Annotated in this window: 19 protein-coding genes; 11 read left to right on the top strand and 8 right to left on the bottom strand. The window is 61.2% G+C overall.

Features of this window, described 5'->3' with window-relative positions; translation table 11 throughout:
* The first annotated feature begins 296 nt into the window (after positions 1 to 296).
* The 3 genes from H0V34_08935 to H0V34_08925 all read left to right on the top strand — a co-directional run bounded on the left by H0V34_08935 (position 297) and on the right by H0V34_08925 (position 1,372).
* Positions 297 to 530 carry a hypothetical protein gene (locus H0V34_08935; GenBank protein ID MBA2491810.1) on the top strand — a complete coding sequence of 78 codons (234 nt, stop codon included), beginning with the start codon at positions 297 to 299 and terminating at the stop codon, positions 528 to 530.
* Between the two features lie 345 nt (positions 531 to 875).
* Positions 876 to 1,184, top strand: a complete 309-nt coding sequence (locus H0V34_08930) for a hypothetical protein (protein ID MBA2491809.1) — start codon at positions 876 to 878, stop codon at positions 1,182 to 1,184.
* Positions 1,181 to 1,372 (top strand): hypothetical protein, encoded by a 192-nt coding sequence (locus H0V34_08925; GenBank protein ID MBA2491808.1) that lies wholly within the window; start codon positions 1,181 to 1,183, stop codon positions 1,370 to 1,372. Before H0V34_08930 ends, H0V34_08925 begins: the two co-directional genes overlap by 4 nt.
* A gap of 526 nt (positions 1,373 to 1,898) precedes the next feature.
* Here H0V34_08925 and H0V34_08920 read toward each other — a convergent pair.
* From H0V34_08920 to H0V34_08905, 4 genes are all read right to left on the bottom strand, one after another.
* A complete protein-coding gene (locus H0V34_08920) occupies positions 1,899 to 3,248 on the bottom strand; it encodes a sigma-54-dependent Fis family transcriptional regulator (protein MBA2491807.1) in 1,350 nt (449 codons plus the stop codon).
* 19 nt (positions 3,249 to 3,267) lie between these two features.
* Complete coding sequence (locus H0V34_08915) at positions 3,268 to 3,699, bottom strand: sensor histidine kinase (GenBank protein MBA2491806.1); 432 nt, start codon at positions 3,697 to 3,699, stop codon at positions 3,268 to 3,270.
* Positions 3,582 to 4,988, bottom strand: a complete 1,407-nt coding sequence (locus H0V34_08910; protein ID MBA2491805.1) for a two-component sensor histidine kinase — start codon at positions 4,986 to 4,988, stop codon at positions 3,582 to 3,584. The genes H0V34_08915 and H0V34_08910 overlap by 118 nt, the downstream gene beginning before the upstream one ends.
* 69 nt (positions 4,989 to 5,057) lie before the next feature.
* A complete protein-coding gene (locus tag H0V34_08905; GenBank protein ID MBA2491804.1) occupies positions 5,058 to 5,297 on the bottom strand; it encodes a hypothetical protein in 240 nt (79 codons plus the stop codon).
* A gap of 228 nt (positions 5,298 to 5,525) precedes the next feature.
* Between H0V34_08905 and sucC the strand changes: the two genes are divergently transcribed.
* Positions 5,526 to 6,686 (top strand): ADP-forming succinate--CoA ligase subunit beta, encoded by a 1,161-nt coding sequence (gene sucC, locus H0V34_08900; GenBank protein ID MBA2491803.1) that lies wholly within the window; start codon positions 5,526 to 5,528, stop codon positions 6,684 to 6,686.
* A complete protein-coding gene (gene sucD, locus H0V34_08895) occupies positions 6,683 to 7,549 on the top strand; it encodes a succinate--CoA ligase subunit alpha (GenBank protein ID MBA2491802.1) in 867 nt (288 codons plus the stop codon). The genes sucC and sucD overlap by 4 nt, the downstream gene beginning before the upstream one ends.
* Before the next feature lie 76 nt (positions 7,550 to 7,625).
* Here sucD and H0V34_08890 read toward each other — a convergent pair whose 3' ends face one another.
* On the bottom strand, positions 7,626 to 8,372 hold the full coding sequence (locus H0V34_08890; protein ID MBA2491801.1) for an outer membrane protein assembly factor BamD: 747 nt from the start codon (positions 8,370 to 8,372) through the stop codon (positions 7,626 to 7,628).
* 210 nt (positions 8,373 to 8,582) lie between these two features.
* On the opposite strand from H0V34_08890, the gene rluD reads away from it, so the two are divergent.
* From rluD to clpB, 3 genes are all read left to right on the top strand, one after another.
* Positions 8,583 to 9,542, top strand: coding sequence for a 23S rRNA pseudouridine(1911/1915/1917) synthase RluD (gene rluD / locus H0V34_08885; protein MBA2491800.1), 960 nt, complete (start codon positions 8,583 to 8,585; stop codon positions 9,540 to 9,542).
* Positions 9,535 to 10,281 carry a peptidoglycan editing factor PgeF gene (pgeF, locus tag H0V34_08880; GenBank protein ID MBA2491799.1) on the top strand — a complete coding sequence of 249 codons (747 nt, stop codon included), beginning with the start codon at positions 9,535 to 9,537 and terminating at the stop codon, positions 10,279 to 10,281. Before rluD ends, pgeF begins: the two co-directional genes overlap by 8 nt.
* 213 nt (positions 10,282 to 10,494) lie before the next feature.
* Positions 10,495 to 13,074 (top strand): ATP-dependent chaperone ClpB, encoded by a 2,580-nt coding sequence (clpB, locus tag H0V34_08875; protein MBA2491798.1) that lies wholly within the window; start codon positions 10,495 to 10,497, stop codon positions 13,072 to 13,074.
* 99 nt (positions 13,075 to 13,173) lie between these two features.
* Here the strand turns inward: clpB and H0V34_08870 are convergent, their stop codons facing one another.
* The 3 genes from H0V34_08870 to H0V34_08860 form a co-directional block, all read right to left on the bottom strand.
* A complete protein-coding gene (locus tag H0V34_08870; protein ID MBA2491797.1) occupies positions 13,174 to 14,478 on the bottom strand; it encodes a sulfatase in 1,305 nt (434 codons plus the stop codon).
* A 66-nt stretch (positions 14,479 to 14,544) separates the two neighbouring features.
* On the bottom strand, positions 14,545 to 15,372 hold the full coding sequence (locus H0V34_08865; protein ID MBA2491796.1) for a hypothetical protein: 828 nt from the start codon (positions 15,370 to 15,372) through the stop codon (positions 14,545 to 14,547).
* Positions 15,373 to 15,591: 219 nt separating this feature from the next.
* Positions 15,592 to 16,530: a sulfite exporter TauE/SafE family protein gene (locus H0V34_08860; GenBank protein MBA2491795.1), complete on the bottom strand. Its 939-nt coding sequence runs from the start codon at positions 16,528 to 16,530 to the stop codon at positions 15,592 to 15,594.
* 186 nt (positions 16,531 to 16,716) lie between these two features.
* On the opposite strand from H0V34_08860, the gene H0V34_08855 reads away from it, so the two are divergent.
* From H0V34_08855 to H0V34_08845, 3 genes are all read left to right on the top strand, one after another.
* Complete coding sequence (locus tag H0V34_08855; GenBank protein ID MBA2491794.1) at positions 16,717 to 17,184, top strand: Rrf2 family transcriptional regulator; 468 nt, start codon at positions 16,717 to 16,719, stop codon at positions 17,182 to 17,184.
* A 761-nt stretch (positions 17,185 to 17,945) separates the two neighbouring features.
* Positions 17,946 to 20,345, top strand: coding sequence for a UDP-galactopyranose mutase (gene glf / locus H0V34_08850; GenBank protein ID MBA2491793.1), 2,400 nt, complete (start codon positions 17,946 to 17,948; stop codon positions 20,343 to 20,345).
* A 232-nt stretch (positions 20,346 to 20,577) separates the two neighbouring features.
* Positions 20,578 to 21,795, top strand: a complete 1,218-nt coding sequence (locus H0V34_08845; GenBank protein MBA2491792.1) for a beta-glucosidase — start codon at positions 20,578 to 20,580, stop codon at positions 21,793 to 21,795.
* The last annotated feature ends 3 nt before the right edge of the window (positions 21,796 to 21,798 follow it).

Genomic DNA, 21,798 nt, shown 5'->3' with positions numbered 1-21,798 from the left:
AGCAGATACGCCGTATCGCGGTCAATCGTGATAAATCGTGTCATCGCTTCCCCTCGCTACTGTGGCTCCGCTATCTTCGTACAAATCCACGTCGGATAAACCTGCGAAAGTCCGACAGGCTGCTAGTGTTTCTCGTCATCACGCAATCGCGGTCCTGGAGTTGGCGAAGTCGGCACTGCTCTCCCAGGCAGTCGCCGCATAACTCGCGCTGACCAGATGCGAATCCTGCTCGACGCATGTGTGCCGAGAGGACTGCGCGAGAGCCTGCCCGGGCATGAAGTATCTACGGCTCCGAAATGGGTTGGGCGGACCTGGACAATCTCCTCGACGCGATGACAGAGCAGTTCGATGTCTTGGTCACTGGCGACAAGGGCATTGCTAACCAACAGCATCTCAGCGGTCGGTCCTTCGGGCTTATCGTCCTTCGTACGGAGACCAATCGGCCGCCAGATCTCCTGCCGCTGGTTCCCGCGCTTCGTGAGGCGCTGGAGATGGCGAAGCCGAGCACGGTGAAAGAAGTGGCGGGCTGACATCTTATTGCGGTTACGTAGCGGCGCGGGGCCGATAAAGCCGCCGCCCCGTTTGACAAGCGCAGGTCAGGCATTGCGTGTGTGTCCACCAAACTTTAGCGCGACGGCTCAATAAGGCGGAGCAGGATTTCTCGCGCTACTGGAAATGACGCCGTTCTTTTTGAAGCGCATACAGCGATGCAGGGTGGATGAATCCCGCGCCCCGTTCGGCAATCTCAGGGCAAGCTTTGCGGGTGTATTCACCGACCGCGGTGGGTTGGCCCGCGCGGGCTTGCCACCCAATATTGTGCATGTGATGTGCATGTGCTAGCTTTCGATGCTCGTCAGACTACACAAGGTATCGAGATGGCCAGAGCCGCGGATGACCTGCTTCATCATGACGGGCGCATGGAGCGCAAGCATATTCTGATGCCGCGCGCACTGATCCGCCGGGCCGAGGCCATGGCCAGCGACGCGCAAGTGACTTTCGCGGAAATCGTGCGGCGCTCCTTGCGAAGCTATGACCCGGCGGCGGAAAAGGACGATAACGACGCGACGCTAGTACAGCTTGCCGAGGCGCTGATCCAATCGAACGAAGCAGCCATTGCTTACGTGGACAAGGTAAACAGCCGGCTCGACAAGACGCACGCCGAACTCGCGGCGCGCAAGCCGTGACCTGGCGTGACAAGGTGGTCGAGGCGTTGCGCACCGGGTTCGTGCTCAACGAGCGCGTTATGGAACTGGCTAAAAGAGTCGAACGGCTCGACGACGACGTGCGTAACATCGATAGACGACTGGTCCGGATGGAGACGCTGGTCGAACTGGCCGGCCGGCAGCAACGGTTACCAGGCGGCGCGGTTTGACAGGCGCGACATAACGCTCACAGGCGACGTTGAGCTACGACTAAACCGGCATCGCGGGCCGTTCTTGCCGAGACGGGATTCGCGGGCTTGTTCCAGCCTACGAGGCCAATTCTGCTGGGCTTTGGGTAAGTGGAATGGTCGCGCCGTTATGTCCAAGCTCGATCTCGCGAAAGAAAGATCGCATTTCTTAAGCTCTGGCTTGGAAATATAGTCGTTACGGACATTAGCCTGGTCGGTTGGCAAATTTCGAACTCTGGGTCGGTTCCAGCACACAAGATGATCGGCGGATTGATCGCGGCCGCGCACTTACGCTTGCGGGCTTCAAGTTACACCGCCGGATCCAGAGTTCCATCGAAGCGTTAGAGGAGCTTTGGCTATGGAGATACTGTCAACCATTTGCTCGTTGCAGTTGCAGTTGCATTCGCACTTGTGGGCATGGGATGCGGCGCGGCGCCAGAAGTAAACGTTGACGCTAATCGCTGTGTTGAGCTCCGCGTCGCGCGCGCCGCGTGGTTATTCCTGCTGTTCAGTCCAGATTTAACTTCTTCAACCGATAGCGTAACTGCCGGAAGCTGATGCCTAAAAGCCTGGCGGCGGCGGTGCGGTTCCAGCGGGTTTTTTCCAGCGCGGACATGATGGCGGTTTTTTCCTTGTCTTCGAGATAGTCCTCGAGGTGGCTGGGCGCGGCCATCGCCGACACCGCGGTCGGCGGGGCGCCAGGCTGAGTTTCCGATTCCGGCAAGCGCAAGTCGCGCGCCTGGATGCTCTGACCCTCGCACAGGGTCGCGGCGCGCTCCAGAATATTCTCCAGCTCACGCACATTGCCGGGGAACCGATACGCTTCGAGCTTTTCCAGCGCCTGGGCCGACAGCCGTAATATCGGCGCGCGCCCCTGCGTCGCGAAACGTTTGAGAATGTGTTCGGCAAGCAACGGCAGATCAGGCAACCGCTCGCGCAGGGGCGGTACGCGCAGCTCGATCACGTTGATGCGGTAGTAGAGATCCTGGCGAAAACGGCCCAGCGCGATCTGGTCGCTCAAATTCTTGTGGGTGGCGCTTAAAATCCGCACATCCACCGACGCTTCCTGCTGCGCGCCGATCGGTTTTACGGCGCGCTCCTGTATCGCGCGCAGCAGCTTAACCTGCATGTGCAGCGGCAGCTCGGCGACTTCATCCAGAAACAGCGAACCGCCGTTGGCGGCCTGAAACAACCCCTGTTTATCCGCCACCGCGCCGGTAAAACTGCCCTTGAGGTGACCGAAGAACTCGCTCTCCATCAGCTCCGTTGGAATCGCGCCGCAGTTCACCGGCACGAACGGCCGTTCGGCGCGCGGCCCGAGATCGTGAATCTGGCGCGCCACCAGTTCCTTGCCGGCGCCCGACTCGCCCAGCAGATACACCGGCGCCTGACTGCGCGCGAGTTTGCTCATGGTGGCCTTGAGGTGCGCCATCGCGGGCGACGTTCCCAGCAGCGGATCTTCGCGCGCGGCGGCTTTCGCGCCACCGGGTTGCGACAGTTTCAGCGCGCTGTTCACCAGGTCGCGCAGCATCGCAAGTTCGATGGGCTTGGAGACGAAATCGAACGCGCCGGCCTTCAGTGCCCTGATCGCGGTCTCCATACTCCCGTACGCGGTGATGACGGCGACCGGCGTGCTGGCGTGATGCGCCTGGATGTAGCTGACCAGCTCGATGCCGTCGCCGTCCGGCAGGCGTAGATCGGTAAGGCACAGGTCGAAGCGACGTTCATGCAGCAGCGCTTTGGCATGCTGTACGCTGGCTGCCGCCTGCGTATCGAGCTTCATGCGATTGAGCGTGATCTCCAGCAGCTCGCGGATATCCGCTTCGTCGTCAACGATCAATGCGCGTTGCACACGCAATCTCCCCGAGGTCTTGTCGTTACGAGGGTGCGGACGTTGCGCGCGCGATGTACATCGGTCGCGCCGCGTCTTTGTCCGCGACCGTCCGGCCGTGAGTTCCGGCGGGCGCGCCGTCGCCCGTGCCTGGCGTCGGTTTGGGCATGCTCAGCGGGAACTGAATGCGAAAACTGCCGCCGCCGCCCGCCCCAAGACTGTAACTCAGCTCGCCGCCGTCCGCGTGACACAACTCGCGCGCCATGAATAACCCCAGCCCCGTGCCCTGGGTGCTGGAAGTGACGAACGGCTCGAACAATTGCGCCCGCAGTTCGGGCTCGATGCCGGGTCCCTGATCCGTTATGTCCAGGTGCGCGGTGGCGCCGCCGGGCGCACGGCCGCCGGTGAGCGCCAGCGACGGGCGCTTGTGTTCGTCGCAACCGTATTTGAGGGCGTTTTCGTACAGATTCCAGAGCACCTGATGCAAATATGATTGGCGTCCATTTTGATGGCCGTATCAGGGGGCGTGATGCTAATCGCGGCCCACTTCGGCGCGAGCCCGTGGTCGCGGCTGAACTGCGCGTTGAAAGCCTCCAGCCAGGTCTGGAGTACGATGACTTCCGCGTTCGGCTGATCCTTGCGGTACAGTCGCAGCACGTCGTGGATGACCGCATTCATGCGTTTGCTCTGCTCGCGGATCATGTCCACCATGCGCCGATCCGCGCGATCCATTCCGGGTGACTCGCCCAGCAATTGCGCGGCGTGACTGATAGCGCCCAGCGGATTGCGGATTTCGTGCGCGATGCTGGCGGTAAGGCGGCTTAAAGAGGCCAGCTTGGTTTCCTGAATCTGGCGATTAATTTCTGCGGTATCGTCCACGTTAATCACCACGCCGCGATCCTCGCGGCGTGCGCCCACCCGCGCGAACCGCGCCTGCAGGGTCGTCGCACGATCGTGTTCCAACTTTTGCGGCGGCGCGTTGGTCTCCCGCCCCGGCAGCCACTCGAGGAACAGCCGATACAGCGGATACGACAATTCTTTCAGTCCGCGCGGATTCTCATCCGCGCAATTCAGCAACGCGCGGGCCGCGCTGTTCATCAGGCGGATTTCGGCCGTGTCGTCCACCACGATGATGCCGGACTGCATGCGATTGACGATCAGGCCGTTGAGTTCGGCGAGGTTGGCGAGATCGATGCCGCGGCGTACGGCCAGCGCCTCGCTCGTGTGCGCGCGGCGCGACAGCGCGACGGTGAGCCAGGCGGTTGCGAACAGCGACGCGCCGAGCAAGCCTGTTTGCGTATACGAGGTTGCGCGGTAGCCGCCAAACAGGTCCGCGTGCACTTCGGCGCCAAGCAGCGATAGCGAGGCCAGCGCGGCCACGACCAGCGCAGCGCGGCCAGGCGCCAGCACGCTTGCCGCGGCGACCGCGGCGATCATCAGCACGCCGAGACCGCTGCCGATGCCGCCGCTGGCGTGCATCAGCAAAGTGATCGCGACTATATCGATCAGCGCCTGCGCGTAGACCTGAAGTTTCAGCGCCGGCCAGCGATAACGACCGGATACGCCAGACGACAGCAGAAAAAGAATATAAAGCGCATTGATCGCGATGAACAGAAATGCGTTGTGCTGGCCGAGAACGTTGGGCCCGGAGATAACAATGACCGCCATGAACAGCACCGCCAGCGCCAGCCGGTACACGTTGAGCAGTCGCAGTGTCTTCCACGGCGAAGCGTTGAGATTGGCGGTGTCGCCCGACGGACTCAGCATGAATGCGGATACCCGCGACGGAGTCTGGCGCTGGTTGTCGCTTGGCTGCCTGTTCTGAGAAGTTGAAGCTTACTTGTCGCGTGGCTCGTTATGCAGCGCCCGGTGCTCGTCCGAGCAGTAGCGGCGGCTGCCCAGCCGCACCACGGTGTCTTCCGACACATGCAATCCGCAGTAATCGCAGCGGACCATGTTGCGCGCGATGGTTTTTCTTTGGTCATTCCGGTTGCCGGCCTCGATCTTCCGAAGCATGCTTTTCCACAGCACGATCACGATAAAAACGATCACCAGAATAAGTAACAGGCGTGACATGCCGCTAGTGTGTGGGGGACAGGCCGCATCTGCAAGCCGCCAGGCGGTCACGCATGCCGACGGAGCTATCTTGCAACGCCGATGGGTGGACGGTTGCCGCCGGCGAATAATATCGATAGTCTCGCGCTTGCGGCGGGGCAACGCCTGCGCCCGCGGGGAGGGGGCAAGCTCGCTGTCGCATAGCGTCGCATGAAATTCCGGGGGGACGTACTGCTTCGATCGCTATCCATGAATCTTCACGAATACCAGGCCAAAGCGCTATTCAAGCAAGCCGGCATTCCGGTGCCGCCCGGCGTGGTCGTCCGCAAGCTGGGCGATTTGCGCGAGGTTTACGCCCGCCTTGACGACATCTCCTGGGCCGTGAAGGCGCAGGTGCACGCCGGCGGCCGCGGCAAGGGCGGCGGAGTACGCATCGTGCACACCCGCAGCGAGCTTGCCGCCGCCGTATCGGCTCTGCTCGGCAGCCAGCTGATCACGCCGCAGACGGATGCGGAAGGCCTGCCGGTCAGTGCGCTGCTGGTGGAGGCCGTGACCGACATCCAGACCGAATATTACTTGAGCCTGCTGGTGGACCGTGCGCGTGAGCGTATCACGGTCATGGCCTCTTCCGCGGGTGGCATGAACATCGAGACGGTGGCCGCCGAGACACCGGAGTTGATCCTGACCGCGGCCATTCATCCCGCCAGCGGTCTGCTGCCGTACCAGGGACGTCGCCTGGGGTTTGCACTGGGGCTGAACAAGGATCAGGTCGGCCAGTTCAGCGCGCTGCTTGCAAAACTGTACACGCTGTTTGTGCGGCACGACGCAAGCCTGGTGGAGGTCAATCCGCTGGTGCTGACCAAAGGTGGCGAGCTGCTTGCGCTGGACGCCAAAATTACCCTGGACGACAATGCCTTGTACCGGCATCCCGAGCTGGTCGATTTGCGTGATCCGTCGCAGGAGAACGAACGCGAGGCGCGCGCCAGCCAGCTGGACCTCAATTACATCAAGCTGAACGGCAGCATCGGCTGCATGGTAAACGGCGCCGGTCTGGCCATGGCGACCATGGACCTGATCAAGCTGCACGGCGGATTCCCCGCCAATTTCCTGGACGTGGGCGGCAACGCCACCGTGCACCGCGTGACGCAGGCGTTCAAGCTGTTGCTCTCGGACGGGAGCGTTGACGCGGTGCTGGTCAACATCTTCGGCGGCATCGTGCGTTGCGATCTGATCGCCGAAGGCATCATCGAAGCCGTGCGCGACGTGCATGTGCGCGTGCCGGTGGTGGTGCGTCTGGCAGGCACCAACGAACAGCGCGGCCGCGAGATGCTCGCCGCCAGCGGCCTCAACATCATCGCCGCCGAGGGCCTGAGCGACGCTGCGGACAAGGCGGTGAAGGCGGCGTCATGAGCATACTCGTCGACAGCAACACGAAGGTCATTTGTCAGGGCTTTACGGGCAAGCAGGGCAGTTTTCACAGCGAGCAAGCCATCGAATACGGCACCTGCCTGGTGGGCGGGGTGACACCAGGCCGCGGCGGGATGACGCATCTGGAGCGGCCGGTGTTCGATACCGTCGCCGAGGCGGTGCCCACGACGGGCGCGCAGGCGACCATGATCTACGTCGCCGCCGACTTCGCCGCGGACGCGATTCTGGAAGCGGCCGACGCCGGCCTGCGGGTGATCGTGTGCATCACCGAAGGGATTCCGGTGCTGGACATGCTGCGAGTCAAGGCCGCGCTGGTGAATGTTGACACGTACCTGATCGGGCCCAATTGCCCCGGCATCATCACGCCCGGCGCGTGCAAACTGGGCATCATGCCCGGCGCGATCCACACCCCGGGCGGCATCGGCATCATCTCGCGCTCCGGCACCCTGACCTACGAGGCGGTGTATCAGACCAGCCAGAACGGTCTGGGCCAGAGCACCTGCATCGGCATCGGCGGCGATCCGATACAGGGCATGAATTTCGTCGATTGCCTGGCGCTGTTCGAGCAGGACCCGCACACCGAGGGCATCATCCTCGTGGGGGAAATCGGCGGCACCGCCGAAGAGCAGGCGGCCACATACATTCAGTCACACGTAAGCAAGCCGGTGGTGGCGTATATCGCCGGCGTTACCGCGCCGCCCGGCAAGCGCATGGGCCATGCCGGCGCTATCGTCAGCGGCGGTCAGGGCACCGCCGACCAGAAATTCGAGGCGCTGGCGGCGGCCGGCGTGAGCATCGCCCGCTCACCGGCCGAAATGGGCGCGAAGATGAAGGCGTTAATTTGAGCGTCGCGTGCGGGGCCAAGGCTGGAACCTGAATGAGCCGAGACGTGGTGAATTGAATGCCGGCTGGCTGGGGCGGTCAATCGCGCGCGGCGAGCAACTCCGAGGCGCGCTCGGGAAAATTCAGACGCAATACGCGCGTGGCGTCAACGGCGAGATCATTTAGCCCCAGCCTGCGATATGCGGTAATCATCACGCCCAGCGCGGTCGGCATGGATTCCGCGCCCTCGTAATGCTCCACGACATACTTGGCGCGATTGGCCGCCGCAACCCACGCGCCGCGCCGTATGTAATAGTCCGCGACGCCCAGTTCGTATTCAGCCAGTTCGTTGCGCAGATACACCATGCGCTGGCGTGCGTCCTCCACGTAGCGGGAATCGGGATAGTTTCTGAGCAGGTACCCGAAATCGTCGAATGCGCGGATCATCGGGGTCGGATCATTCTCCGACGGATTGCTGTCCATGATGAAATCGAAATAGTCGCGGGTGCGGTCAAAATTGGCGAGACCCTTGAGGTACCAGGCGTAATCCGCGTGCTCATCCAGGGGGTGCAGTTTGATGAAGCGGTCGGCCGCGGCGATGGCGGAATCGAGCTCATTGTATTTGTAATACGCGTAGGCGCCCTCGATTTGCGCCTGTTGCGCATAGCGGCCGAACGGATAGCGGGCTTCCAGCGTTTCGTAGTAATCGATGGCGGTCTGGTAATAGCCGCGATCCAGGGCGGCTTTGGCTTCCTCGTACAATTTGGCGGCCGACCAGTCCTCGGTCTGGTCATCTTCGATGGTGGCGCAGGCTCCGAGCAGCGCCATGGCGCAGGTAATGGTCATTAGCTTGTATGTGTTCATGGTACTCAGGAAATCTGGTTGAGCGGATACAATTGGGCCTGCAACAGACAGATTAGCAGCGGTTGTCATTCCGAAAGTGTGGTTGTCATTCGGAACGTATAGTTGTCACTCCGAACTCCGTGAGGAATCTGCCACGCGTCGGGTGTCGAATCCGCTGTTATTGTCCGCCAGTGATGCCGGCGCGCACTTCGCATGTCTGAAGAACTGAGGTTAACTGGCATAATTCCCGCTGGCAACTCCGGCGAGCGCACGGACCAGGCGCTTGCCAAGCTGTTTCCTGATTATTCGCGCGCCCGTCTGCAGCAGTGGATCAGACTGGGTTACGTGCGGATAAATGGTTTGCAGCCACGCGTACGCGATCCCGTGCGCGGCGGCGAGCAGGTGGTTATTCTCGCACGGATCGCGCCGCAAACTGGTTTCGAGGCGCAGGCGATCGCGCTGGACGTCGTTTACGAAGACGATCATCTCCTGGTGATCGACAAGCCGGCAGGCCTGGTCGCGCATCCTGCCGCGGGCAACTGGGGAGGCACGTTGCTCAATGCGCTGCTGCATCACGCGCCACAGCAGGAAAGCGTTCCGCGCGCCGGCATCGTACACCGGCTGGACAAGGACACCAGCGGCCTGCTGGTGGTGGCGAAATCACTTCCCGCGCATAAACGACTGGTCGATCAGCTCAAAGCGCGGACCGTAAAGCGGGAATATCTCGCGTTGGTGGGCGGGCGTCTGATCTCCGGCGGCATGGTGGAAAAGGCGATCGGTCGTCATCCCGTCGACCGCAAGCGCATGGCGGTGACAGACACAGGCAAACCGGCGCGGACGCATTACCGTATCGAAACGCGATATCGCACGCATACCCTACTGCGGGTGCGACTGGATACCGGTCGCACCCATCAGATTCGTGTGCACATGGCGCACATTCGCCATCCCGTCGCGGGCGATCCCGTTTATGGCGGGCGCCTGATGCTGCCGGCGGGCGCCAGCGAATCGCTCGTAGACGCACTTCGCAAATTTAGACGTCAGGCGCTGCACGCGGCGCGTCTGGAGCTTGTCCATCCCGGTAGCGGAGCGGCCGTGAGCTGGACCGCGCCGCTGCCCGCGGACATGCAGGCGCTGATCGACGTCCTGCGCGACGACGCGGCGTCGCATGAATGAGATTCCCCATTCCTGGCTGCGGGCGCACTGGCCCGCGCCCGCCTGCGTCCACGCCTGCTCCACCAGCCGGCAAGGCGGTGTCAGCCGCGCGCCGCGCCACACGCTCAACCTGGCATTGCATGTGGGTGACGATCCGGACCATGTGAGGATCAACAGGGCACGCTTGATGCGTCGTCTGGCATTGCCACGCGAACCGGCCTGGCTCTCGCAGGTGCATGGTTCGCGGGTTGTCGATGCGAGCACAGACTGTGACGGCGTCAAGGCGGACGCCTCGGTCGCTTTTCAATCCGGCGTCGTTTGCGCGGTGTTGACGGCCGATTGTCTGCCGGTGCTGTTGTGCGACCGCGCCGGCTTGCGAGTAGCCGCCGCGCATGTCGGCTGGCGCGGACTTCTGGCCGGCGTGCTGGAAGTTACAGTCGAAGCGCTCGCCGCCCGGCCCGCCGAGCTCATGGCCTGGTTTGGCCCGGCGATCGGCCCGACGGCTTTCGAGGTCGGACCGGAAGTGCGAAACGCGTTCGTCGCGCATCACGCGGGAAGCGCCGCTGCGTTCGCGCCTTCTCCAGCTGGTCGCTGGCTGGCGGATATTTGCCAGCTCGCGCGGCTTCGCCTCGCCGCCATGGGCGTTACAGCCGTTTTCGGCGGCGGGTTATGCACCTATAGCGATCCCGCGCGTTTCTTTTCGTACCGGCGCGACAAGTGTACCGGCCGCATGGCGAATCTGATCTGGCTGGCGCGTTGAAATCCCCCTCTGCGAAAAGGGGAGAAGCGCACCCCTATCGCAAAGCGGGTAGCGCGTGAGCGCGCGGGCGGGATTTCGCGGGCCTCGCCCCGCTGTGAAGCTTCCCGGGAAAGATGCTTAGGAGCGATTTTCGGCGAAGAGCGCATTAGAATACACCCGCAAAGCCCATAGGTTAGTTGACATACGACGAGACCGAGAGTCAGCACCATGCGAATCGATAAACTCACCAGCAAATTTCAACTGGCGTTGCAGGACGCGCAGTCAATCGCCGTCGGGCGCGATCACCCGTTCATCGAGCCTGTGCATTTGATGATCGCGCTGCTCGATCAGGATGGCGGCAGTGTGCGCCATTTGCTGACGCAGGCCGATGTCAATGTCAACCGTCTGCGCTCGCAACTGGGCGAGGCGCTGGATCGTTTGCCGCAGGTGCAGGGTGCGTCGGCAGGTGAAGTCCATGTCTCCAACGACCTCAACCGCGTTATGAACCTCACCGACAAACTCGCGCAGAAGCGCAAGGACGATTACATCTCGTCCGAGCTGTTCGTGCTGGCGGCGTTGGAGGATCGCGGGAACTTAAGCGACATTCTGAAACAGGCCGGCGCGAGCAGAGAGGCGGTCGAAAAAGCCATCGAGACGATGCGCGGCGGCCAGACTGTGAATGATCCCAATGCGGAACAGCAGCGGCAGGCGCTGGAGAAATACACGGTGGACTTAACCGAGCGCGCGGAGCAGGGCAAGCTCGATCCGGTGATCGGCCGCGACGACGAGATTCGCCGCTCGATCCAGGTGCTACAGCGGCGCACCAAGAACAATCCGGTGCTGATCGGCGAACCGGGTGTCGGCAAGACAGCCATCGTGGAAGGACTGGCGCAGCGCATCGTCAACGGCGAAGTGCCGGAGGGCCTGAAAAATCGTCGCGTTCTGTCGCTGGACATGGGCTCGTTAATCGCGGGTGCTAAGTTTCGCGGCGAATTCGAGGAACGCCTGAAAGCCGTGCTGAACGATCTTGCCAAGCAGGAAGGACGCATTATTCTATTCATCGACGAGATCCATACCGTCGTTGGCGCCGGCAAGGCCGAGGGCGCCATGGACGCCGGCAACATGCTCAAGCCCGCGCTCGCGCGCGGCGAGTTGCACTGCATCGGCGCCACCACCTTGGATGAATATCGTCAGCACATCGAGAAAGATGCAGCACTTGAGCGCCGGTTCCAGCGCGTGCTGGTGGACGAGCCGTCAATGGAGGACACCATCGCCATCCTGCGTGGATTGAAAGAGCGTTATGAAGTCCATCACGGTGTGGAGATCACCGATCCCGCCATCGTCGCGGCGGCCACCTTGTCGCAGCGTTACATCACCGACCGGCAACTCCCCGACAAGGCGATTGATCTTATTGACGAAGCGGCTTCGCGCATTCGCATGGAGATGGACTCCAAGCCGGAGGAGATGGACCGGCTCGACCGTCGCCTGATCCAGCTGAAGATCGAACGCGAGGCATTGAAAAAGGAAACCGACGACGCGTCGAGAAAGCGTCTGGCGACCTTGGAAGAAGATATCGCCAGACTGGAACGCGAGTACTCGGATCTGGAGGAAGTATGGAAAGCCGAAAAAGCCGCTCTGCAGGGCGCGGCGCACATCAAGGAAGAACTGGAGCGCGCCAGGGTCGAGCTGGAAACGGCGCGGCGTGCGGGCGATCTGACGCGTATGTCGGAACTGCAGTACGGGCGTATTCCGGAACTCGAGAAGCAGCTAGCGCAGGCGAACGCGGTCGAGCAGCAGGAGACGACTCTGTTGCGCAACAAGGTAACCGACGAAGAGATCGCCGAGGTGGTCTCGCGCTGGACGGGCATACCCGTTTCCAGAATGCTGGAAGGCGAGCGCGAAAAACTGCTGCGCATGGAGACCGCGCTTGCCGAGCGCGTGGTGGGTCAGACTGAGGCCGTCAAAGCTGTTTCCGATGCGATCCGACGCGCGCGGGCGGGGCTTTCCGATCCCAACCGGCCCAGCGGCTCGTTCCTGTTCTTAGGCCCTACCGGCGTCGGCAAGACCGAGCTGACCAAGGCGCTGGCGGCGTTTCTGTTCGACACCGTCGATGCGATGATTCGCATCGATATGTCCGAGTTCATGGAGAAGCACTCGGTCGCGCGGCTGATCGGCGCGCCGCCCGGATATGTCGGCTACGAGGAAGGCGGTTATCTTACCGAAGCGGTGCGCCGCAAACCGTACTCGGTGATCCTGCTGGATGAAATCGAAAAAGCGCACCCGGACGTGTTCAACGTGTTACTGCAGGTGCTGGATGACGGGCGTTTGACCGACGGCCACGGTCGCACGGTGAACTTCCGCAACACCGTCATCGTGATGACCTCCAACCTCGGCAGTCAGGTCATTCAGGAGATGGCGGGTGAAGACAACTACGAACGCATGAAAGCGGCGGTAATGGAGATCGTGAGCCAGCACTTCCGGCCTGAATTCATCAATCGTGTGGATGAAACCGTTGTCTTTCACCCACTCGCGCGTGAGCAGATTCGCGCGATCACGAAGATTCAGCTCGGGTTTTTGCGCCAACGGCTGGCCGAACGTGATCTGACTCTGGAGATCACCGAAGCCGCGCTCGACAAACTGGGCACGGCCGGATTCGATCCGGTTTATGGCGCCCGCCCATTAAAGCGCGCGATTCAGAGCCAGCTCGAAAACCCGCTCGCGCAGGCGATGCTCGCCGGTAAGTTTGTGCCGGGCGACGTCATCAGGGTCGATGCCGAGGATGATCGCCTGTCGCTCACTGTCGGCCGGAGCTGAGCGGGCTGAGAACTGGCGTGATACAAGCCGGGTGAAATAAGCGCCCTGGGCACACGTGCCAGTTCCGGGATCGCTGTCGCGAGCTGAGCCCGGCGCAATTCAGACAGTAATGGTTGGTTCTCTCGGAGACGTCTGATCGGGCGTGTTCAGCACCGCGCCTTTAGGCGCGGGCACCGGACCTTTCAGGAGCGGGTCCCGCGTCTCGGCCATCCAGCGGCGCAATCTATCTCGCATGTCCGCGATGGCGTCGGCGTGATCGGGTTCGCACGCAACGTTGTGCATTTCCTGCGGGTCATGCAGTAGGTCGAACAGTCGCTCCTCGGGTATCGCATGATCCGCCCAGCCGTTCTCCAGTATCACGTCCTTGCTGGGGCCGTCGTCGATGTTGGCCAACACGGGGTTGGGATGGCTCTTGTCGAAGCGTCGGATGTACTTGTAGCGGTGCGTGCGCGCGCTGCGTTCGGGTTCATAGGCGACGTGATAGGTCTTCTCCCCGAAGATCGTCTCCCGCACCTCGTCCTGTTCGCCGATGACCAGCGGTAACAGCGACTCACCCTGCAGATAATCCGGCCTTTCGGCGCCAATGAGATCCATGATCGTCGGGAAGACGTCGATGTGCGACACGAGCGCATCGATCGCCACGCCACCATTGATTCCGCCCGGCCCACGCATGATCAACATCACGCCCAGACCCCGGTCGTAAAGAGTGGCCTTCGCGCCGGGGAAGGGCAGGCCGTGATCGGTGGTGCAGATGACCAGCGTATTGTCCGCCAGCCCGTTCGCTTCGAGCGCATTCAGAACCGTGCCCATGCCACCATCCAGCGCGCGCGCGCTGTCCTCGAAGGCGGCCATGTCGGCGCGCGTCCGCGGGACGTCGGGAAGATTCGGCGGCGGCGCGACGTAGTTCGCGTCCCGCGGCGACCTGGGCTCGAACCATTCGCGGTGCGTTTCGAAGAATCCAACCGAAAGAAAAAACGGGCGGTCGTGTTCGCGTGCCAGCAGCCTGAGCGTAACGGGAACCACGTGGTCGGTCTGGTTGGTCGGAATCTTGAAGACCTCGTCGTAGCCGATGATGTCGGGGTGTTTGCTGATGTGCTGCTCGCCGATAAGCGCCGACCAGTATCCGTGCCGTTTTAGCGCGTGGACGATGTGCTGACTGTAATCGTTGAGCGAGAACCCGCGGTGAGCGAGGCCGACCATACCGTTCGAGTGCGCGTACTGACCGGTGAGCAGGCAGGCGCGGCTGCCGGAACACGTCGGCGCGGCGCAGAATGCCTGGCGGAAAATGACGCCCTCTTCGGCGAGTCGCTGGATGTTCGGGGTTCTCACCGAGTGACCGTATGGCTGCACGCACCGGCCCGTATCGTGTGAGTGTATATAGAGGATATTGGGTAGATCCGCCAAGCAATCTCCTTTGTCAGCGCGTGAATTCGATATTGGTTTCAGCTTACGTGCGGCAAACGCCCGAGTCTATGCCACGCGGACATTGTCGTCAGTGAGCGAGCGATCATGCCTGCCCTGCAGATATTCTCGTACCCATTCTTCCGATAGCGAGTCGGCCTGCCGCTTCATTCTCGCTGCCGCGACGTTGAAATTCGCCGGCGTCGAGATGCCGATCCGGTCGAGCAAGTTCACGATCGCCGCGTGGTGATCTCTGATAAAGTCTTCATATACGATCTCGATGGGCTTGAGTCCGTAACCGCCGAAAAACTGTTTCCATGCGTCGTTGTGCTCATCGATGCGGAGTTTCAGATGATCGACCGCCGCATAGCTGAGCCTCAATTCCGGTTTCGCCGCCTGTGTATCGCCGTCCTGTTTCCACTCCCCCGTCTGAAGCGCCTTCCACAGCGAAATGGCCTGTCTGACCGTGTCTCTGCGGCGCATCCAGACGAATGCGGTAAGGTTCGGAAAAACGGCTGCCGGAATGTCTCGTGGCGCGATGTGCTGTCGGCCGTCACGGCGCGCGAGGCGGACGAAGTCCCGGAAGTAAGCCCACATGATTTTGGTTCCGAACACGCCATTTTCCGCGGTTCCAGTGTCGAATGCGTTGCGCCGGAGTTGCCCGAAATCCGGGGTTGTCCCGAACTCGGTTTCGGACAGGCTGTCCCCGTACCACCCGCCCTGTTCGCCGAGCACGGCCTGAAATTCGGGATCGTCCAGAAACGCCCATACGTCTGGATCGTTCGAGCGCTGGAAATAGTCGCGCGGCCGGCGCGGCCGACCGGTCTCCAGAAGCACTTCGAAGTGTTCCGCGGGTCGACCGGCGATACCGGTATTCGCTAGCGTTTCGCACAGCAGCGTGCTTCCGGTCCTGGGCGTCGCGCTTGCAAATCAAATAGGAGAGCTCTGGCTTGCTGATTGTCATGGCTGATCCTCTAGTCGTGGCCGGGTCTGGCGAGCTTGATGTCACGATCAAGCGTCAGCTGCGTTACCTGCCACCAAAAAAAGCATCCCTCCGGACGGAGGGATGCTTCAGGCAGGGCGCGCCGTCGTACAGCGCGCCCGGAGGAAACGAGGCTAACTAACTTCGGAAACGGCTATCCCGCTGACCACGCCGCGGCCGCCGAAATCCTGCTCAGGCGCGGTAAACACCTGCGTGGGTTCACGGCGTGCTGCCGAGATGGCGAAGTACAAGCCGGTGAGCCACAGAATCGTAGCGGCGGCGTAGACCGGTACACCTATATCACCACTGTGGCCGACCGCCTCCAGGAACGTGTGCGCATTGGTGAGCACGACCCAGCCGCCGACCGCAGTGCCTAAAATCCGCGCGTCGAGATGACGCACGATCCAGGCGGCGATGGGCGCGGCGATGACGCCACCGATAAGCAGTGCACCGACGATATGCCACGGAATCTGCGCCATGCTCAGTCCCAGCAGGAAGCCGATGCTGGCGCACACTGCGACGATGAACTCGCTGGTATCAACGGTGCCGACCACCATGCGGGGCTCCATACGTCCCGAAGACAGCAGCGTGGTGGTTCCCACCGGACCCCAGCCGCCACCCCCTATTGCGTCGATAGTGCCGCCCACGAGTCCGAGCGGGATCAGTAGCGCCTTGGGTATCGGGCGTTTGATGATGGCTTTGCGTCCTCGCGTGAAGGCGAAACGGATCAGGATGTATACGCCGAGGCTGAACAGGATGACGGCCACGACGGGTTTGGCGGTGTCGGCCGAGAGCGAGGTAAGAAACACGGCGCCGACGAATGCGCCGATGCCGCCCGGAATGCCCATCCACAGAATCATGGACTTGTCGACGTTGCCGAATTTCCAGTGAGCGATGCCGGACGCGAGGCACGTTCCGACCTCGGCGAGATGTACGCTGGTGGAAGCCAGCACGGGCGCGATGCCGATCAGCAGCAACAGCGTGGTTGAGGTTACGCCGAACGCCATGCCCAGAGATCCGTCCACAAGCTGGGCCACAGTACCCGCTAATAAAAGCAAGATGAAGTTTTGCATGGTTTAAAGTCCCTTATGCCCGTAATGTCTACCCACATGGTAGATAAAAGCGACTCTATAGCCTTTGAAGAGTTGCGTCAATGCGTCCTGGGGAGAATTCCCTGGTTTTGTGATCGACTGCGGCAATAGCCGCGAACCACAGATAGTGATATTGTTTGTAGAACAGGTATAGAAAGAGGTACGGCCATGCAGGTTTCAGCCAGAGTTGACTACGCGTTGCGCGCCATGACGGAGCTGGCGGCGGCGTGGCGCGAAGATAAATCCATCTCGCTGCGGGGTGTTGAGATATCCGAAAACCAGGATATCCCCAAGAAGTTTCTGGAAAACATCCTGTTTGACTTGCGGCGGGCCGGGTTTATCAAGGCGCGTCGTGGCGCCAAGGGCGGCTATCAGTTGGCCAGAGCGCCTAAGCAGGTCACCCTGGCGGACATCATCCGTGCGGTTGAAGGTCCGCTCGCCAATGTGCGCGGCGAGTGGCCAGAAGATGTAGCGTATGAGGGCGCCGCCAAATTGCTGCAAGGTGTCTGGATCGCCGTGCGCGCTAACCTGCGCGCGGTACTGGAGCGCGTGACACTTGACGATCTGGTGAAAGGCGTTTTGCCGGGCGCGGTAGACAAGCTCACGCAGAATGCGGAAGCCTGGCGTCACCACTAACGTATTCGGTACTGCCAACGCGCCCTGCGGGGCGCAGGTAACTTTTCGCGCGGGCAAGTCAGTCGCTACCCTCTTCAGACTGCTTTGCATGTCTCTGAAACGCGACGGGGGTAGCCTTCGCGACGCTCAAAGTAACCGTCCGTCGGCCATTTTGCTGCTCCGCGTCTCGGCGAGCCATGTCGTCTGCCGGTGACAAAAACAGCGAGTAAATGTGCGTCGTGTCTTACGAGGCGCCGCTGCATATCGCTGGTGTAATGAAAGAACGCCATAAGGCGTCCGGCCAGCGCGAATAAGCCAGAAATCCGTTGAGCGGACCCTGCCGCTCGCATCCTCTGCGTCCCTTGTGCGCGGGACAGTCACCCAGCATCACCCCTTGATTGCCTCGTAGCTCACAGATTCCAGGCTGCGCTTACACGCAGACGTCTCTCGTTTTGGGGATTGGCGTGAGGCTTGCATTCATCCGCCTCTGAAAGGATAGCGCGCCGGCACAGGTGGCCCGAACCATTAACAGGCGTAAAGATTCGGGGTTCCGCGGGCAAGCATTAATTTTGTACAGATCGCTATCCAGTAAATCCAAGCGGCGTGTGCAAGGCATTCCTGACCGTGGTACAGGTAACTTAGGAGGAAAAATGCAGCAGCAAACGACAAATCCGACCAATCAGTTCATCGTAAACGGTGGTAATGAGCACAGTACTACGACGTCGATGATCTGCTTTTCGCATCTGCGGTGGGATTTTGTCTATCAGCGGCCACAGCACCTGATGGCGCGTTTTGCCCGCCTGACGCCGGTGTATTACTTCGAGGAACCCGTTATCGACGAGAGCGTCAAGCCGCATCTCGAAAGTCGGAAGACATCGAGCGGCGTAACGGTGCTTACGCCGCATTTGCCCGGCGGGCTGGACGATGCTGCGACGATTTCCGCGCAACGCCTGCTGCTCGATGAATGGTGTCTGGAGCACGGCTTACGTGACCCGATCCTGTGGTATTACACGCCGATGTCGCTGGCGTTCTCCAAGCATCTGCATGCGTCAGCGCTGATTTATGACTGCATGGATGAGCTGTCGGCTTTCAGATTCGCGCCGCCGGCGTTGCGCGAGCAGGAGCAGGCGCTGCTGCGCCGCGCGGACCTCGTGTTCACGGGCGGCTTCAGTCTGTACGAATCGAAACGCACGCAACATCCTCGCGTGCATCCGTTCCCAAGCAGCGTGGATACGGCGCACTTCGCCACCGCGCGCAACGTGACGGACGATCCATCGGATCAGGTCGCCATCCCGCATACAAGGCTCGGTTTCTTCGGCGTAATCGACGAGCGCATGGACGTGGATCTGCTGGTCGCGATTGCCGATGCGCGCCCCGCCTGGCATCTGGTCATGATCGGGCCGGTCGTCAAGATCAATCCGGCGGATCTGCCCGAGCGGCCCAACATTCATTTTCTGGGCGGCAAGCAATATGCGGAGCTGCCGGCTTATCTGGCGGGCTGGGACGTTGCGCTCATGCCGTTCGCCATGAATGAATCCACCCGGTTCATCAGTCCCACCAAGACCCCGGAATATCTGGCTGGCGGCAAGCCTGTGGTGTCAACGCCGATTACCGACGTGATCCGGCACTACGGCGATATCGAGGCAGTACGCATTGCCGGGACGCCGGAAGAATTCGTTGCCGAAATCGACGCCGCGCTTAGAGATAACCGCAAGCCCGGCGCGTGGCTGGAGGCGGCCGACCGACTGCTGGCAAACACGTCGTGGGATTCGACCTGGCAGCAGATGACGGATCTCATTGCCGCCGTAACGGCGGCCAACGCTAAAAAAAAACTTGAGGTATCCATGAACGGAGAATCAATGAACGGATCGCATGTGCGACGTTTACATCGCCCCCGCGTCAAGCAACGGGACGGATTCGATTACCTGATCGTCGGCGCCGGATTCGCCGGCAGCGTGCTCGCGGAACGTCTGGCGGCCGACGCCGGCAAGCGGGTGCTGATCGTCGATCGGCGTCCGCATATCGGCGGCAATGCCTACGATTACTACAACGACGCGGGAGTGCTGGTGCACCTTTACGGACCACACATCTTTCACACCAATGCGCAGCAAATCGCGGACTACCTTTCACGGTTCACCGGCTGGCGGCCTTACGAGCATCGCGTGCTGGCGCACACCGATGGCTTGCTGGTGCCCATTCCCATCAACCGTACGACCATCAATCGCCTGTACAATCTTAACCTCAGCTCGAACGAGGTCGAGGCGTTCATGGCGGCGCGAGCCGAGCATGTGGATGTGGTGCGTACTTCGGAAGACGTGGTTGTCAGCAAGGTCGGTCGTGAGCTTTACGAGCGCTTTTTCCGCGGTTATACCCGCAAGCAGTGGGGTGTCGACCCTTCCGAGCTGGACCGGTCGGTGACCTCGCGCGTACCGACGCGTACCTGCGATGACGATCGGTATTTCAACGACAGTTTCCAGATGATGCCGCAGAATGGTTACACGAGAATGTTCGAAAACATGCTCGATCACCCGAACATCAAGATCATGATCAACACGGATTTCCGTGAGATCGAAGCCGATGTTCGCTACGACAAGCTGATCTTTACGGGGCCGGTCGATGAATATTTCGACTATCGCTACGGCAAGCTGCCGTACCGCTCTCTGGGCTTCAGGCACGAAACCCTGGACCAGGAGTCTTTTCAGTCGGTTGGCGTGGTGAATTATCCCGCCGAGGACGTGCCGTACACCTGCATCACGGAGTACAAGCATCTTACCGGCCAGAAGCACCACAGGACCAGCATTTCGTATGAATACCCCTGCGATGACGGCGACCCGTACTATCCGGTGCCAAAGGCCGAGAATCAGGCGTTGTACCGGCGCTATCTGGCGCTGGCGAAACAGACGCCCAACGTGGAATTCGTCGGCCGGCTGGCCACGTATCGGTATTACAACATGGACCAGGTGGTGGCGCAGGCGCTGGCGACTTATGACAAGCTGAACGGCTGGCGCAAGCGCTCAGGTGTGGCCGCCGCCGCCAATGGCCAAGCGCACGATCGAGCTGCTCAGGGACTTGAGCAGCGAATCGGCGCGCAGGAGCGCCGAGCCACTGGCCACAGCGGCAGGGTTAGCGGGCATGATCGAGCCAACGGCCATGACCGTGCAGGCGTGCGCGATTATGTTTGACAGGCTCGCCGGCCGCGAACGCGCCTAATTGTGACGCTGACACAGGGCGCTTCGGAATAAAGTAGAATAATTTACGGTCACTAACTATAAGCGAAGGCAGCCGGTGTTCAGCTTGCAAAGTGAACACCGGCATTTGGTGTAAACGCGGCTTGTCGCCCCCACTATGCAACGTCGCGCGCTCGCTCTCTCAAAGCGCAGGTGCGAGCGGCGAGGTCTAAAGTCAAAAAATAAAATGGATTCTCCAAAGATATTCAACAGCTTTTTTCTCGGCGGTTTCGAGTGCTCGACGCACCGGCGCCACGATGACCGGCGTCTTGATCTGCTGGCGTCCACCAAACACGATCTGCTGGTGGCCAAGGATTACCGGCAGCTCGCTGACCATGGCATCTCCGCGGTGCGCGACGGGATTCGCTGGCATCTCGTCGAACCTTCGCCTGGGCGTTACGACTGGACGAGCTTTCTCCCCATGTTGCGCGCGGCGCGCGATCTCGATGTGCAGGTGATCTGGGATCTGTGCCATTACGGCTGGCCCGACGATCTCGATATCTGGAAACCGCAATTCGTGGAGCGTTTCGCGCGCTTCGCCGCCGCTGTGTCACGCGTCGTGCGGGATGAAACAGGCGTGGTGCCTTTTTTCTGTCCGATCAACGAAATCTCATATTTTTCATGGGCGGGTGGCGATATCGCGCGCTTCCACCCACTGGGCAAGGATCGCGGCACGGAGCTCAAGAGTCAGCTCGTGCGCGCCTCGATCGCCGCGATCGAGGCCGTACGCGACGTCGAGCCGCGCGCCCGCTTCGTGCAGCCCGACCCGTTGATCAGCGTTACTTCATCTCCGTGGGCGTCCACGCCGGAAGACCGGACGGAAGCCGAGAACTACCGGTGCGCACAGTACCAGAGCTGGGACATGCTGGCTGGTCTCTTGAATCCGGAGCTGGGTGGCAAGCCCGACCACCTCGATATCATCGGCGTGAACTACTATTCCGATAATCAATGGATGATAGGTAGTCTGCGTACGTCTGACCCGGATATGGCGGGGCCGCGCCCCATTCAGACTATCGAACTGGGAAATCCGCTTTACCATCCTTTGCGTGACCTGCTGATCGAGATCTACGGACGCTACGGCCGCCCGCTGTTGATCAGCGAGACCGGCGCCGAGAGTCACGACCAGGCGGTGTGGCTGCGTTATGTTGCCGACGAGGTTCGCTCGGCGATGGCCTGCGGGGTGCCGCTGGAGGGGATCTGCCTGTATCCCATTATTCACTATCCGGGCTGGCTGGATGACCGCCACTGTGAATGTGGCCTGCTCAGCGCGGCCGATGAACAGAATCGCCGTAGCGTAGATCAAGGGGTGGCGGATACATTGAGCCGGGAGCAGAGGTTCTTCGCGAACCTGTTTCAGCGGTCGGAGCGACGCGAAGGTCCTGAGTTGGCTGCTCTGTGTAACTGATAT

The organism is Gammaproteobacteria bacterium, assembly GCA_013696315.1.
Classification (GTDB): Bacteria; Pseudomonadota; Gammaproteobacteria; order JACCYU01; family JACCYU01; genus JACCYU01.
The sequence above is the reverse complement of the archived record's forward strand: the minus strand, read 5'-3'. Positions and strand labels throughout refer to the sequence as shown.